General features: G+C 68.4%; 10 protein-coding genes. 5 read left to right on the top strand and 5 right to left on the bottom strand.

All coding sequences use genetic code 11. The features are described 5' to 3' along the window. The first annotated feature begins 1 nt into the window (after window position 1). Window positions 2-1,753: an IucA/IucC family protein gene (locus tag ACIBL3_RS19830; RefSeq protein WP_396354878.1), complete on the top strand. Its 1,752-nt coding sequence runs from the start codon at window positions 2-4 to the stop codon at window positions 1,751-1,753. On the opposite strand, the gene ACIBL3_RS19825 is transcribed toward ACIBL3_RS19830, so the two are convergent. Beyond that, on the bottom strand, window positions 1,734-2,321 hold the full coding sequence (locus ACIBL3_RS19825) for a TetR/AcrR family transcriptional regulator (protein WP_396354877.1): 588 nt from the start codon (window positions 2,319-2,321) through the stop codon (window positions 1,734-1,736). The two genes, ACIBL3_RS19830 and ACIBL3_RS19825, sit on opposite strands and share 20 nt — an antisense overlap. Before the next feature lie 60 nt (window positions 2,322-2,381). Between ACIBL3_RS19825 and ACIBL3_RS19820 the strand changes: the two genes are divergently transcribed. From ACIBL3_RS19820 to ACIBL3_RS19805, 4 genes are all read left to right on the top strand, one after another. Further along, a complete protein-coding gene (locus ACIBL3_RS19820) occupies window positions 2,382-3,014 on the top strand; it encodes a DsbA family protein (RefSeq protein WP_396354876.1) in 633 nt (210 codons plus the stop codon). Window positions 3,015-3,128: 114 nt separating this feature from the next. Beyond that, window positions 3,129-3,962: an SAM-dependent methyltransferase gene (locus ACIBL3_RS19815; RefSeq protein WP_396354875.1), complete on the top strand. Its 834-nt coding sequence runs from the start codon at window positions 3,129-3,131 to the stop codon at window positions 3,960-3,962. 226 nt (window positions 3,963-4,188) lie between these two features. Continuing rightward, window positions 4,189-4,701 (top strand): Uma2 family endonuclease, encoded by a 513-nt coding sequence (locus tag ACIBL3_RS19810; protein ID WP_396354874.1) that lies wholly within the window; start codon window positions 4,189-4,191, stop codon window positions 4,699-4,701. Window positions 4,702-4,790: 89 nt separating this feature from the next. Beyond that, window positions 4,791-5,360, top strand: coding sequence for a Uma2 family endonuclease (locus tag ACIBL3_RS19805; protein WP_396354873.1), 570 nt, complete (start codon window positions 4,791-4,793; stop codon window positions 5,358-5,360). Window positions 5,361-5,367: 7 nt separating this feature from the next. Here ACIBL3_RS19805 and ACIBL3_RS19800 read toward each other — a convergent pair whose 3' ends face one another. The 4 genes from ACIBL3_RS19800 to ACIBL3_RS19785 all read right to left on the bottom strand — a co-directional run bounded on the left by ACIBL3_RS19800 (window position 5,368) and on the right by ACIBL3_RS19785 (window position 13,175). Further along, the gene (locus ACIBL3_RS19800; protein ID WP_396354872.1) at window positions 5,368-8,592 is read right to left on the bottom strand and encodes a UvrD-helicase domain-containing protein; all 3,225 of its coding nucleotides are present in this window, start codon (window positions 8,590-8,592) and stop codon (window positions 5,368-5,370) included. Next, complete coding sequence (locus ACIBL3_RS19795) at window positions 8,592-11,717, bottom strand: ATP-dependent helicase (protein WP_396354871.1); 3,126 nt, start codon at window positions 11,715-11,717, stop codon at window positions 8,592-8,594. Before ACIBL3_RS19795 ends, ACIBL3_RS19800 begins: the two co-directional genes overlap by 1 nt. A gap of 291 nt (window positions 11,718-12,008) precedes the next feature. Continuing rightward, complete coding sequence (locus ACIBL3_RS19790) at window positions 12,009-12,305, bottom strand: MGMT family protein (protein ID WP_396354870.1); 297 nt, start codon at window positions 12,303-12,305, stop codon at window positions 12,009-12,011. A gap of 30 nt (window positions 12,306-12,335) precedes the next feature. Further along, window positions 12,336-13,175: a TIGR03560 family F420-dependent LLM class oxidoreductase gene (locus ACIBL3_RS19785; RefSeq protein WP_396354869.1), complete on the bottom strand. Its 840-nt coding sequence runs from the start codon at window positions 13,173-13,175 to the stop codon at window positions 12,336-12,338. Between the last annotated feature and the right edge of the window lie 177 nt (window positions 13,176-13,352).

The raw sequence follows: 13,352 nt of genomic DNA, 5'->3' as shown, positions 1-13,352 counted from the left end.
CATGAGCACCGAACATCTGACCCCCGAGGCCTGGGCCGTCGCGAACCGCGCGCTGGTCCGCAAGGCGCTGGCCGAGTTCAGCCACGAGCGGATCCTCGAGCCGGTTGCCGTCGGCAACCTGTACGAGGTGGCGAGCGCGAGTAGCCGGTACACGTTCGCGGCTGGAAGGTACCCGTTGAACCACTGGGAGGTGGACGCCGAGTCCATCCAGCGGGACGGCGGCCGGCCGGTCGACGCGCTCGACTTCATCACCGAGTTCCACGAGCAGCTCGGCATCGGCGCCGCCATGCTGCCGGTGTACCTCGAGGAGATCAGCAGCACGCTCGCGAGTACGGCGTACAAGTTGTCGAAGCCCGCGCTGACCGCCGGCGACCTGGTCGGCGCGGACTTCCAGGCGATCGAGTCCGCGATGACCGAGGGGCACCCGTGCTTCGTCGCGAACAACGGGCGGCTCGGGTTCGGCGTCACCGACTACCGCGCGTTCGCACCGGAGACCGGACAGCCGGTCCGGCTGACCTGGATCGCCGCCCGCAAGGACCGGGCGACGATCTCGCACAGTACGACGATCACGTACGACGAACTGCTGCAGGCGGAGCTCGGACCCGACGTACTGCGGCGCTTCGCCTCGGAGATCGTTGCCGTGGGCGCCGATCCGGCGGACTACGTGTACCTGCCGGTGCACCCGTGGCAGTGGGAGAACAAGACGTCGATCACGTTCGCGGCCGACATCGCGCAGCGGCACATCATCCACGTCGGGTCCAGCGACGACGACTACCAGCCACAGCAGTCGATCCGGACGTTCTTCAACCGGTCGGAGCCGTCGCGGCACTACGTGAAGACGGCGCTGTCGGTGCTGAACATGGGGTTCATGCGCGGACTGTCGCCGACGTACATGGCCGCGACGCCGGCGATCAACGACTGGGTGTTCGGCCTGGTCTCGAACGACCTGGTGCTGAAGCGGTACGGCTTCTCGGTCCTCCGCGAGATCGCGGCCGCCGGGTACCACAACCGGTACTACGAGGCGGCTACGGAGAAGACGTCGCCGTACCGGAAGATGCTGTCGGCGTTGTGGCGGGAGAGCCCGGTGCCGACGCTCGAGCCGGGCGAGCGGCTCGCGACGATGGCGAGCCTGCTGCACGTCGACCGGGACGGGACGTCACTGGCCGCGGAGCTGATCCGCGCGTCCGGGCTGGCGCCGGCGGACTGGCTGCGGTCGTACATCGACGCCTACCTGATCCCTTTGCTGCACTGCTTCTACGCGTACGAGCTGGTGTACATGCCGCACGGCGAGAACCTGATCCTGGTACTGCGGGACGCCGTACCGATCCGCGTGATCATGAAGGACATCGCCGAGGAGATCGCGGTGATGAGCCCGGACACGCCGCTGCCGGCGGACGCCGAGCGGGTGCGGGCCGACGTACCGGAGGACGAGAAGCTGCTGTGCGTCTTCACCGACATCTTCGACTGCATCTTCCGGTTCCTGTCGCCGATGCTGGACCGGGAGGGGCTGCTGACGCCGGCGGAGTTCTGGTCGGTCGTCGCGGCCGCGGTGCGGGACTACCAGGCAGCGACGCCGGAGCTGGCCGAGTCCTTCGCGAAGTACGACGTCTTCGCGCCGTCGTTCGCGTTGTCGTGCCTGAACCGGCTGCAGCTGAAGAACAACCAGCAGATGGTGGACCTGACGGACATCGCCGGGTCACTGCAGTTCGCGGGGTCGCTCGACAATCCGTTGGTCACCGAATCAGCTGAGTGACCAGCGTGTCGGCCAGCCAGCGCTCGTAGTCCTCGATCGGCCAGTGCCGGTCGAGGACGAGTGTGCGATAGATCTCCGCTGCCGTGCAGGCGATGAAGAGGTCCAGCGCCTTGGGCTTGAGCTGGCCTTTGAAGGAGTTCAGGAAGATCTCTAGCTCCTGCTCGCGGGCCTTCAGCATGCGGGCCAGCTGACCGGCGATCTGCTGGTCGACGCGGGCCGCCTCCTGGTAGATCCGGATCACGTCGATGCCGGTCTCGAACTGCCGGGTCTGCCAGTGTGCCGCGGACCTGAGTCGCTCTGCGGGGTCCTTGATGGCGAGTGACTCCTGCGCCAGTCGCCGGGTCTCCGCCTCGACGATCCAGATCCGGGAGATCTCCTTGAGGATCGCGGCCTTGTTGCCGAACGCGGAGTAGATCGTCTGCGCCGGGATCCGGGCCGCTTCGGAAATCGCAGCGATCGTCGTGGCGACGTACCCCTGCTCCGCGAACAGCTCGCGGGCCGCCCGGGCAACCTGCTCCTTGGTCGCCTGCGCCTGCCGCGCGCGGTGCGATTCCTCCTTGACAGCCACGTCGTCAATCTATCACTCTGTTCATCATAGTCTTACTCTGATGAACAGATGGGGGATCTGATGAAGACACTGGAGCTTTACGCCGACCCGGCCTGCCCGTGGAGCTGGCTCGCCGTCCGCTGGCTCACGGCGGTGGCGCCGCAGCGGGGCCTGCGACTGACGTTCCGCTCGTTCAGTCTCTGGATGCGCGATGGCTCGGACCAGGCTCCTGGCGTGCCCGAGTTCGTCCGAGCGGCGGCCGTTGCCGCGAGCAAGGAATCGGTCCGGGTGCTGCGCGTCTTCGAAGCCTTGCGTGACGCCGGGCGTGCGGATGCGATCGAGCGGCTTTATCTGGAGTGGGGCTCGCGGGTGTTCGTCCCCGGTCCACCTCAGGCGCCGGCGCCCGCCGTACTTCTCGAGGCTCTTGCCGCCGCCGGACTGGATGCGTTCTGGGCGGAGGCTGCCGACGATCCACGATGGGATGCCGCTCTCGAGAGCTCCAACGCTGCGCTGGCTGCGTTGACTTTCGGGACGCCGGTGGTGCCGACGCTGGTCGACGGTCGACAGGTGCTGTTCGGTGGCGCCGTACTGTCCGCTCCGGTGACGCCGGCGGACGGGTTGGTGGTCTGGGACGCGTTGGAGATTCTGACCTCGGAACCGTCGTTCGTGGGCTTCTCCACTGCCGGTCTGCCGATGCCTAGCTTCGCTCAGTAATCGGCCTACTTTCGATTCAGGCAAAGGTTGTCCCCGGGCTGATCACGTACTGTCGCAAATCAGTTACCATCTCCCTGCCTCGTCCGACAGCACCGGAGTAGGGAGCAGCCATCGATGGCCGACAACGAAGGACCTGCCGCGTACGAGCGACTCAAGCTGGACCGGCCGCACGGCGCGCGGGTCTATGACTACTTCCTCGGCGGCAAGGACAACTTCGAGATCGACCGCCAGGCGGCTGAGCACCTGCTGCAGGCGTTCCCCGGGTTCCGCACCGCCGCGTTGTCGAACCGGATGTGGATGCACCGCTCCGCCCGGTACGTCGCCGAGCAGGGCGTCACGCAGTTCCTCGACGTCGGCACCGGCATCCCGACCAGCCCGAACCTGCACGAGGTGGTGCAGGAGGTCGTGCCCGAGGCGCGTGTCGTGTACGTCGACAACGACCCGATCGTGCTCGCGCACTCGCGGGCGCTGCTGGCCAGCCGCCCCGAGGGCAGGACGGCGTACCTCGAGGCGGACGTGACCGACCCGGCGTCGATCATCGGCTCGCAGGAGGTCAAGGACACCCTGGACCTGAGCAAGCCGGTCGCGCTGAGCCTGGTCGGGGTCTTCCACTACCTGCCCGACGCGCTCGAGCCGTACGACCTGGTGAAGCAGTTGCTCGAGCCGCTCGCGTCGGGGTCGTACCTGATCTTCTCGCACTGCACGCCGGACTTCGCTCCGGAGCTGTGGGAGCGGGCGATCCAGGTCTACAAGGCCGACGGCGGCGACGCCCAGGTCCGCAGCAAGGAAGAGGTCGCCCGCTTCTTCGACGGCCTCGAGCTGATCGAGCCCGGCGTCTCCGCCCCGTTCCGCTGGCACCCCGACGCCGAGACCAACGAACTGGTCGCCAAGGGCGAGTTCACCGACATCATGTGCAGCCTCTGGGTAGGCGTAGCCCGCAAGCCCTGACGCTTCCCTTCAACTGAGAGCCGGCGACTCCCTGCGGGTCGCCGGCTTTGTTGTGCGCGCCGCGACTGTGGTCGCCGGCGGCTGTGGTCGCGCGTGGCTGTGGTCGCGCGTGGCTGTGGTCGCGCGTGGCTGTGGTCGCGCGTGGCTGTGGTCGCGCGTGGCTGTGGTCGCGCGTGGCTGTGGATAACTTCCGCGGCGATCCGGCCATCTCGGTCAAGCTGGTGCGGTGAGCAGCGAACAGACGATCGACGTACCCAGAGACGGCAGCCGCTACGAGATCGTGGACGGCCGCCTCCTGGTGACCGGCGTCCAACCACCAGCCCACCACGCAGCCGTCATCGCCCTGATGATCCGCCTCAAACAAGCCTGCCCACCCCACCTACTCGTCTCCGTAGGCTCCCTCGACTTCCGCCCCACCCGCAGCATCTCCCTCCGCCCCGACCTCCTCGTCTGCCACCGAACCGACGCCGGCCCTCAACTCCTCACAGCCCCACCCCTCCTGACCGTAGAAGTCCTCTCCCCCTCCACCCGAACCACCGACATAGTCCTCAAACGCACCCTCTACGAACAGCACGGAGTCCCCACCTACTGGCTCCTGGACCCCACCCACCAAGAACTGACAGTCCTCCACCTCACCCCCACCGGCTACACCTGCCATTCCGTCCTCCACGCCGAAGAACCCTTCAACACCACAACCCCCTTCCCCCTAACCCTCACCCCCGCCGACCTCACCCGCTGACCGGGGCATCCCGGGGCAGACACCGGGCAACCCAGGGCAGATCGCCCATTTGGCACCAACCACCCACCAACTCCCACCATGCTGATGGCGTGACCGAGAGAAGAGCAGAGCTGTTTGTTGAACCCGATGCGCCGAAGCCGGCCGCGTTGGACTTCCCTGACGTCGGACCGTACGGCGGGAGACGGTGCGAGATCATCGACGGTGCTCTGTACGTGTCACCGGCGCCCTCGCGGAATCACCAGCGGGCAGTCGTCCGCCTCATCGCGAAGCTGGAGGCAGCCTGTCCCTCGGGCATCGAGGTCCTCGTGGCACCAGTCGACTATCGGCCCACACCGGAGCACCTGCTTCAAGCCGATGTGATCATCTGCCACCCCGACGATCACGATCCGAGGTATGCAGTAAAACCCCTGCTGCTTGCGGTCGAGATCCTTTCGCCTAGCACCAGGATGCTCGACCTGCTCCTGAAGCGGGGTGTGTACGAGCAGGCCGGCGTGCGCTCGTACTGGATTCTGGATCCGGAGAAGGAAACGCTGACTGTGCTGGAGCTGGTGGACGGGGTGTACGTCGAGCGCGATGTGGTGAGCGGCGAGAAGGTGTACGACGCGACGCTTCCGTTCCCGGTGCGGATCGCTCCCGCCGAACTGTTGCGTTCCCGCTGACCGGGGGTCAGCCGTTGAGGAGGGTGGCTAAGGCTTGTTTGTCGGGGAGGTTGGGGGGGCGGATTATGTCGCCGGTTCGGACGTAGTAGAAGGCGGCGGTTACCTGGGTGAGGGGGATGTTGTGGAGTTCGGACCAGGCGACTCGGTAGATGGCTAGTTGGAGGGGGTCGGCGGTTTCGGTGCGGGTGGTTTTCCAGTCGATGACCTCGTAGCCGCGGGAGCCGTCGGGGCGGACGACCTGGTAGACGGCGTCGATGCGGCCGCGGACGACGCGGCCGGCGATGGCGAGAGCGAACGGCGCCTCGATCTCGTACGGCGTGGTCTCGCCGAACGGGCCGGTGCGGAAGGCGTCCATCAGTTCGGTGAGGTCGGTGTCGTCGACGATGTCCTCGTCCGCGGCGCCCGGCAGGTCGTCGGGATCGAGCAGTAGTTGCTGGCCGAAGTAGCTCTCCACCCAGGCGTGGAACCGGGTGCCGAAACGCGCCGCCCGGTTGGGTTTGCGCGGCATCGGCCGGGCCAGCTCGGAGGCGAGCCCGTCCGGGTCCTTCGCCAGCCGCATCACCTGCGTCGCGGACAGCGCGGCCGGCAGCTCCACGTCGTACGCTCGCCGGCTTCGGCTTTCCCTTGCCTCGGACAACAATCGCTCGATCTCGGAGTCCCAGCGCGCGACCGTCGCCTGCTCGTCCAGCAGCAGCGACTCCTCGGCCTCCTGCGACGGCCCCTTCGCACGCGACAGCTGCACCAGCGCCACCGCGTCGAGCCTCCGCTGATAACCCTCAGAATCGTACGGCGCAGGCCACGGCGCCTGCGTCTGCTCAGCGAGCTCCGGATTCTCCTCGGTCAGCTCCGGCTGCTCGGCCCACGCAACGACCCGCTCGCCCGCGTGCTTCTTCAGCAGCTCGAGGTACGACGAGGGCCCGCGCGGCCGCTTCTGCGTCGGCCCCCACCAGTGGCCGGTCGCGACCAGGATCTCCTTGGCACGCGTGAAAGCGACGTACCCGAGCCGGCGCTCCTCCAGCGCGTTCACGTCCTTGCACTCGTCCGCGAACGCCTTCAGCCCGGCGTTGGACAGGTCGTGGAAGTCGGGCAGCGTGTCCGCGTCACCGCGCAGCGGCCACGGCAACACCTTCGCGTTCGTCGTCCACTTGTCCCGGCCGCGATCCGACGGGAACACCTTCTGCACCAGCGTCGGCACGAACACGATCGGCCACTCCAGGCCCTTCGACCGGTGCGTGGTCAGCAACTTCACCGAGTCGGCCTCACTCGGTACGGCGAGGTCGAGACCGGCGGCGTACTCCTCCTCGGCCGCCAGGTACGCCAGCAGTCCGTCGAGGGACCCGTCCGACTCGGTGGACACAAAGTTGCCGACGGCATCCAAGAACGCGGCCAGGTGGTCGCGGCGGCCGGAGTCGACGTGGTCGGGGGTCGCGGTGAGCTCGACGTCCAGGCCGATCGTACTGATCACCCGGCGGACCAGATCGAGCAGCGGCTCCCCGGCATGCGCACGCAACTCGCGCAGCTCGGTCGACAGCTCCTTGAACCGGACCAGCGCCTCCGGTGCGTACGGCAGCGGACCCGGATCGTCGACAGCCTCGGCGAGGGAGATCACCTCGGTCGAGTCCATCCCGGCGACCGCGGCATCCAGCGCGGCGACCAGGTCGTCCGCGTCCGGCCGGTCGCCGGAGTCGGCGAGCGCGCGGGAGCGGTTCGCGAGCAAGGCGAGGTCGCGGTGGCCGATCCGGTACCGCGGACCGGTCAGGATCCGGAGCATCGCCGCGTTCGCGGTCAGGTCGTTGACGGCTTGCAGGGTGGCGACGACGTCGACGACCTCGGGCAGGGCGAGGAGTCCGCCGAGACCGACCACCTCGACCGGGACCTTGCGGGCGATCAGGGCTTCGTGGACCGCGCTGAGGTCGACGTTCGTCCGCATCAGGATGCCGATGTCCTTCCACCGGCGGTTCGGCGTCCGGTGCGCGGCGACAATCGCGTCCGCGACCCATTCGATCTCCTGCGAACGCGTCTCGAACAGGCCGACCGTGATCGCGCCCTCTGGCGCGTTCTCTGGGGCCTCGAGCGGGATCACGCCCGGATGCTGCTCGTAGAGCTCGGCCGCGTGCTGGTTGGCGGCCGCGAGGATCCGGCTGCCGCAGCGGCGGTTGACACTCAGCACGTAGCGCTGCGCCGGAGTGCCATCCGCCTGCGGGAAGTGCTCCGGGAACTCGTCCAGGTTCGCGACCGACGCACCACGCCAGCCATAGATCGCCTGACACGGATCGCCGACCGCCGTCACCGGATGGCCGCGCCCGTCCGGACCGGCGAACAATGCAGTCAGCATCCGGCGCTGCGACACCGAGGTGTCCTGATACTCGTCGAGCAGCACGACCTTGTACCGCGACCGCTCGGCGACCGCGACCTCCGGACACTCCTCCGCGAGCCGCGCACCCAGCGCCATCTGGTCGGCGAAGTCCACGACCCCACGCTCGGCCTTGTACGCCTGGTACTCCTCGACCAACTGCAAGATCTCGCCACGCTTCAACGCGGTGTCCGCGAGCTTCCGCACTTCGACCGTCTGCTTCCGCGCTGAAGCGACTTCCCGCCGTACTGCCTCGTCGTGCTCGCGTACGTCGTCTGCCCGCAGCAGGTGGTCCGCGAGCTCACCGTCCAGCGCGAGCAGGCTGTTGACCAGCGTCGGCACGTGATGTGACGCGTGCCGGATCGGCCCGGCGGATCGCCGTACGACGCGACCCGCGAGCTGGAACCTGGTCGCGTCGGCCAGCACGCGGGCGTCCGGCTCGAGGCCGAGCCGCAGACCGTGCTCGGCGATCAGCATGCCGGCGAACGCGTGGTACGTCGACACGACCGGCTCACCCGGCTCCTCCGGCTCCCAGTTCGGCACGTTGCTGCGCAGGTGCGCGGCGAGGATCGGATGCTGGTTCTTCGGCAGGGTCGACCCGAGTACGCCGGCCTTCGTCAGGTCGTCGCGGATGCGCACGTCCAGCTCGTTGGCGGCCTTCTTCGTGAACGTCAGCCCGAGCACTTCCTCCGGCTTCACCTGCCCGGTGCAGATCAACCACACCACCCGAGCCGCCATCGCCGTCGTCTTCCCCGACCCGGCCCCCGCCACAATCACCCCCGGCGCCAGCGGAGCCGTGACAGCCGCCAACTGCTGATCACTGAACGGGATGCCCAACAGGTCGCACAACTCAGCCGTGGAGTTCAGGTGTGCGCGCATCAGAGGATTTCTCGGCCTTCGGGTTGGATGGGGCAGAGGGGGCGGGCTTCGCAGCGGTTGCAGCCGTCGTTGCGTCTGGCGACGAACTCCTCGGAGCGGACCATCGCCTCGGCGTCGTCGACTGCCTCGTCGAGCCAGGTGCGGCCGTCCTCGTCCGACTCCAGCGGACCCTGGTGCTGGACCTTCGGGAAGCCGCTGTCGTCGTGGCGCAACTGCACCAACTCGGCCCCGCCGGCCACCGGATCCTCACCGAGCTTCTGCAGCTGCCGGGACGCGATTGCGCGCTGGTAGATCGCCAGCTGCACATGCCGCTCCAGCGCCGGCTTGGTCGGGATGGTGCGCCCGGTCTTCAGGTCGACCACCCGAATCGTGCCCTCGGAGTCTTCCTCGATCCGGTCCATCCGGCCCTTCACCCGAACGGCCGGCTTGTCGGTGTCGGGAAGCAGTACGTCGAAGTCGACCTCGGTCCCCACCAGCCGCCGATCCGGTCGGCCCTTGTGCCACGCGACGAACCGCCGCAACGCGTCCTCGGCCTCGACCCGCTCCCGATCCGAGATCCACGTCGACTCGAACTCGAGCTGCGTCCACACCTTGTCGAGCCAGCCGTTCAGCTCGTCCGCGTCCGGGGGCAGCGTCCCCGTCGCGACGGCGTCCGCCAGCGTGTGCAACACCATGCCGAAGCCGATGGCCGACGTACTGGGCGTCTCTCCGCCTGCCCGCCGCTGCAGGAACCATCGCAGCGGACAGTCCACGATCGTCGTCAGCGCACTCCCCGACAAAGGCACCGGCTGATCAGGGTCGGCGATCGGCTGCTCGGATCGAGTCCGCTCCCGCACACCCCACCAGCGCGCCGGATCAGCTGTCGGCACCAGCGGCTGCTCGCGCTCGTCCGTCGCGTCCGCCAGCTGCGCCAACCGATCCGCAGCGACACGACGCAAAGCAGGCGACGAGGCCGGATCTGCCAGCACACACCGCAGATCCGCGACCAGACCGTGCAACGACAACGGTCGCCGCGGCCGCCCGGCGACAAGCTTCAAAGGAATGTCCAGCTCGGCCAGCAACCGCGACGGTTGATCCCCGTCCGCCTCCGGCGCCTGCACCGCCGTCACGATCAACCGCTCCCGCGCCCGCGTGATCGCGACGTAGAACAGCCGCCGCTCCTCCGCGAGCAGTGCACCCGCGGACAGCGGATCCACCAGACCGTCCGGCCCAAGCCGATCCGGCTCCAGCAGCGACCCACGTCGACGCAGATCCGGCCACTGCCCTTCCTGCACGCTTGCGACCACGACGAGCCGCCACTGCAGCCCCTTCGAGCGGTGCGCGGTCATCAGCTGGACGCCGGCCTCGCGATACGTCCCGTCGAACCTGTTGTCCGCGGCGATGTCCAGCGACTCGAGCTCGGCAAGGAACGCGGACACCCCCTTGAACCCGACCTGCTCCTCCGCCCGGCCGGCCGCGTCGAACAACGCGCACAACGAGTCGAGGTCCCGGTTCGCCGCCCGGGCCTGCTCACCACCTGAATGCGCCTGCCCGCGCAGCCGCCGCAACCACGGCGACTCCGACCAGAGCGACCACATCACCTCGTCGGGTGCGGCCCCCGCGGTCACGATGTTCCTTGCCTTCAGCAACCGTTCGCCGAGCGCCGCGAACCTAGCCTCAGCCGGCGACGCCTGCTCGTCGAGCAGCAGCGGATTCAGCAGCGCGTCCCGCAACAGCTCGTCCGACGACCGTGGCAACCGCTGCCCGGCCGCGATCTCCCGATCCTGCCGCCGCAGCACCCGAGCCAGCCGCCGCAACTGCCCCGCGTCCATCGCCCCCAACGGCGACAACGCCAAAGCCCGTACGACGTCCACCGTCAACGTCGACGGATCCGCAACGGCCCGCAACGCAAGCAACATCGGCCGTACGGCGGGCTCCCGCGACAGCGGCAACTCGTCACCCGCGACATCGACCGGGATCCCCGCGGCCGCCAGCGCACGACGCAACGGCGGGATCGAGCGACTGCCGGACCGCACCAGCACCGCCATCTCATGCCAGCCGACGCCGTCCTGCACGTGCGCACGCCGGAGCAGGTCCGCGATGTGCTCGAGCTCGGCCCCGCTGGTCGAGTACAGGTTGGCCTCGACCTTGCCGGAGCCGTAGACACAACCACTCGCATCCGGGTTCCGGAACCGCTCGAAGGTATCCCGGTCCAGCGTGCCCGGGACACCCAGTCGGCTGACGACGTTGCGGGAGACTCGCTGCAGCGTCGTACCGAACCGTCTGGTCGTGCCGAGCGCGATCTGGGCCGCTTCCGCGCCGGCCGCCGTACGGAACTCGTCGGTGAAGCGGAGCAGACCGCGGACGTCGGCGCCGCGGAAGGTGTAGATGGACTGGTCCGGGTCGCCGACCACAACCAGATCGCCGCCGTCGCCCGCAATCGCCTGCAGCAACTGGGTCTGACCGGGATCGGTGTCCTGGTACTCGTCGACGAAGACGGCCTTGAACTCGCTGCGCAGCTTGGCCTTCACCTGCGGCTGCTGCGCCAGGATCACCGCGCGGTGGATCAGCTCGGAGTAGTCGAGCACCTGCTCGTGGTCGAGGATCTGCAAGTACTCCTCGAAGAAGTCGCCTACCGCGACCCACTCGGCGCGTTCGGCCGAGCGCCCGATCGCGGACAGGTCCTCCGGGTCGAGCCCGAGCTGACGGGCCTTGCCGATCACCGCCTGCACCTCGTCGGTGAAACCGCGCGTCTTCAACGCTGGGTGCAGACTGCTCGGCCAGTGCACCGCACCGACCTCGCGACTGCCCGACAGCGCCTCAGTCAATCGCAGCGACTGCTCGGGACCGGACGGAAGCCGCAGTGGTACGTCGAACGCATCGGCCGGCGTGAACCGGCGAAGCAATGCGTAGCAAAAGGAATGGAACGTCATCGACGGCATCACTCGCGTCGTCCGCCCTAGTCGGCCGGTGATGCGGTCGCGCAACTCGGTCGCTGCCTTACGCCCGAACGTCAGCACCAGCACCTGGTCGGGGCTCAGCCCGCGATTGCGCACCCGATCGACGACTGCCTCGACCAACGTCGTCGTCTTCCCAGTGCCCGGCCCGGCCAGCACCAGCAACGGTCCGCCCTGATGATGCACCACCGCCTGCTGATCGGCGTCCAGGACAGGAGCATCCGCGCTGCGCCCCTCCGCCCGGACCAACCGATACCGCGTTGGATTCCGGGACCCCTGTCTGCTGACCACCGCCACATCCCATCAGAGCCCACCGACAATCCGCGCCGCACACACCGCGCACGACACACCTCGCCGAACTGCGGACAACTTCTCGTCAGTTCGCAGCATCAAGGGGTTCGAAGACCGGCACCCTCAACGGCCGGTTGGCATCGGCGGTGCGGAGGCCCGGGGCGGGACCGCCGCAGCGCCGGTGCCGTTTCATTCCTCGGGATCCCAGCGCACCTGGCGCAGGTTCACCCGTCCGTTCGTGACGCGTACGCCGTCCGAGCGCAGCCGGTGCAGTTGCTCGTCACCAACCTCGTCGGCCGGTACACCGCTGGCCCGGATCACGCGCCACCACGGCACGCCGCCGCCGTACTCGCGCATGATCGCGCCGACCTGGCGCGGTCCGCCCTGACCGACGTACTCGGCGATGTCGCCGTACGTCGCGACGCTGCCCGGCGGGATCGACTCCACGGCACGCAGCACCGCCTCGACGTACTCCTCCCTGTCCACGGCCCCAACCTAGCGGCAACCTCCGACAGCTCAGGCCAGCGGCGCGAGCGCCTTCGCGAGCGGTTCGACGACGGACGGCGGGGCGTCGAGTGGGAGGTTCATCACGACCAGATCGACACCTGCCTCGCCGTACGCCGCCGCCTGGGCGACCGCGGTGTCGAGGGGCTGGTCGGGCTCGATCCGGACGTTCACCGAGCAGGTGATCTCGTTGACGTCGCGGCCGACGTCCGCGCAGTGCTGGACCAGGATGTCCTTGAGCGGCTTCCATTCCTCCGGGTTCGGCACGATGACGTTCCAGTGCTGGGCCCAGCGGGCGACGGCGCGCAGCGTCCGCTTCGGTCCCTTGCCGCCGATCGCGATCGGCGGGTGCGGGGTCTGCACTCCCTTCGGCTCGCAGTACGCGTCGGTGAGCTTGATGTACTGGCCGTCGAAGTTCGCGACCTTCTCGGTGAGCAGCGCGATGATCGCCTGCACGCCCTCGTCGAACCGGTCGAAGCGCTCCTTCAGCCCGTACAGGTCGATGCCGTACGCCGAGGTCTCCATCTCGTTCCAGCCGGCGCCGAGGCCGAGCTCGAGCCGGCCACCGGAGATGATGTCGGTGGTCGCGGCCATGTTCGCCGTGACCGCGGGATGGCGGTAGATCATGCCGTTCACCTGGCACCCGATCCGGATCCGCTGCGTCGCCTGTGCCAACGCGGCCAGCGTGGTCCAGGCCTCCAGGTTCGGGCCGGCCATGTCGCCGCTCAACGGGTAGAAGTGGTCCCAGTGCCACGCGGACTCGAAGATCTCGAAGTCGTCCGCGGCGATCCACACGTCCCGCAGCTGCTGCCAGGTGGTGTGCTCCGGCCTCGTCTTGATCGCGAACCGCATCCCAGCCTCCTAGGTAACCGTTTGCCCGCCCCGACCGACCTTACCCCGTCGGCAGAACCCGCACGAGCCGCCCGAAAGGCAGGGCTGATATGTAGGACCTGTTTGTCAAGTGGGCGTGGCGAATCGGTCCTGATGTCGGGTCAGGACTAGGAGAGGGTTCCCCGCCGTGGGGTGCCG

The sequence above is a fragment of the Kribbella sp. NPDC050124 genome (assembly GCF_044460355.1).
GTDB lineage: Bacteria > Actinomycetota > Actinomycetes > Propionibacteriales > Kribbellaceae > Kribbella.
This window is presented reverse-complemented; position numbering and strand designations above follow the sequence as displayed.

Coding starts and splice junctions, on each gene's coding strand:
- ACIBL3_RS19830 (WP_396354878.1), top strand. CDS start 2: ATGAGCACCGAACATCTGACCCCCGAGGCCTGGGCCGTCGCGAACCGC.
- ACIBL3_RS19820 (WP_396354876.1), top strand. CDS start 2,382: ATGAAGACACTGGAGCTTTACGCCGACCCGGCCTGCCCGTGGAGCTGG.
- ACIBL3_RS19815 (WP_396354875.1), top strand. CDS start 3,129: ATGGCCGACAACGAAGGACCTGCCGCGTACGAGCGACTCAAGCTGGAC.
- ACIBL3_RS19800 (WP_396354872.1), bottom strand. CDS start 8,592: ATGCGCGCACACCTGAACTCCACGGCTGAGTTGTGCGACCTGTTGGGC.
- ACIBL3_RS19785 (WP_396354869.1), bottom strand. CDS start 13,175: ATGCGGTTCGCGATCAAGACGAGGCCGGAGCACACCACCTGGCAGCAG.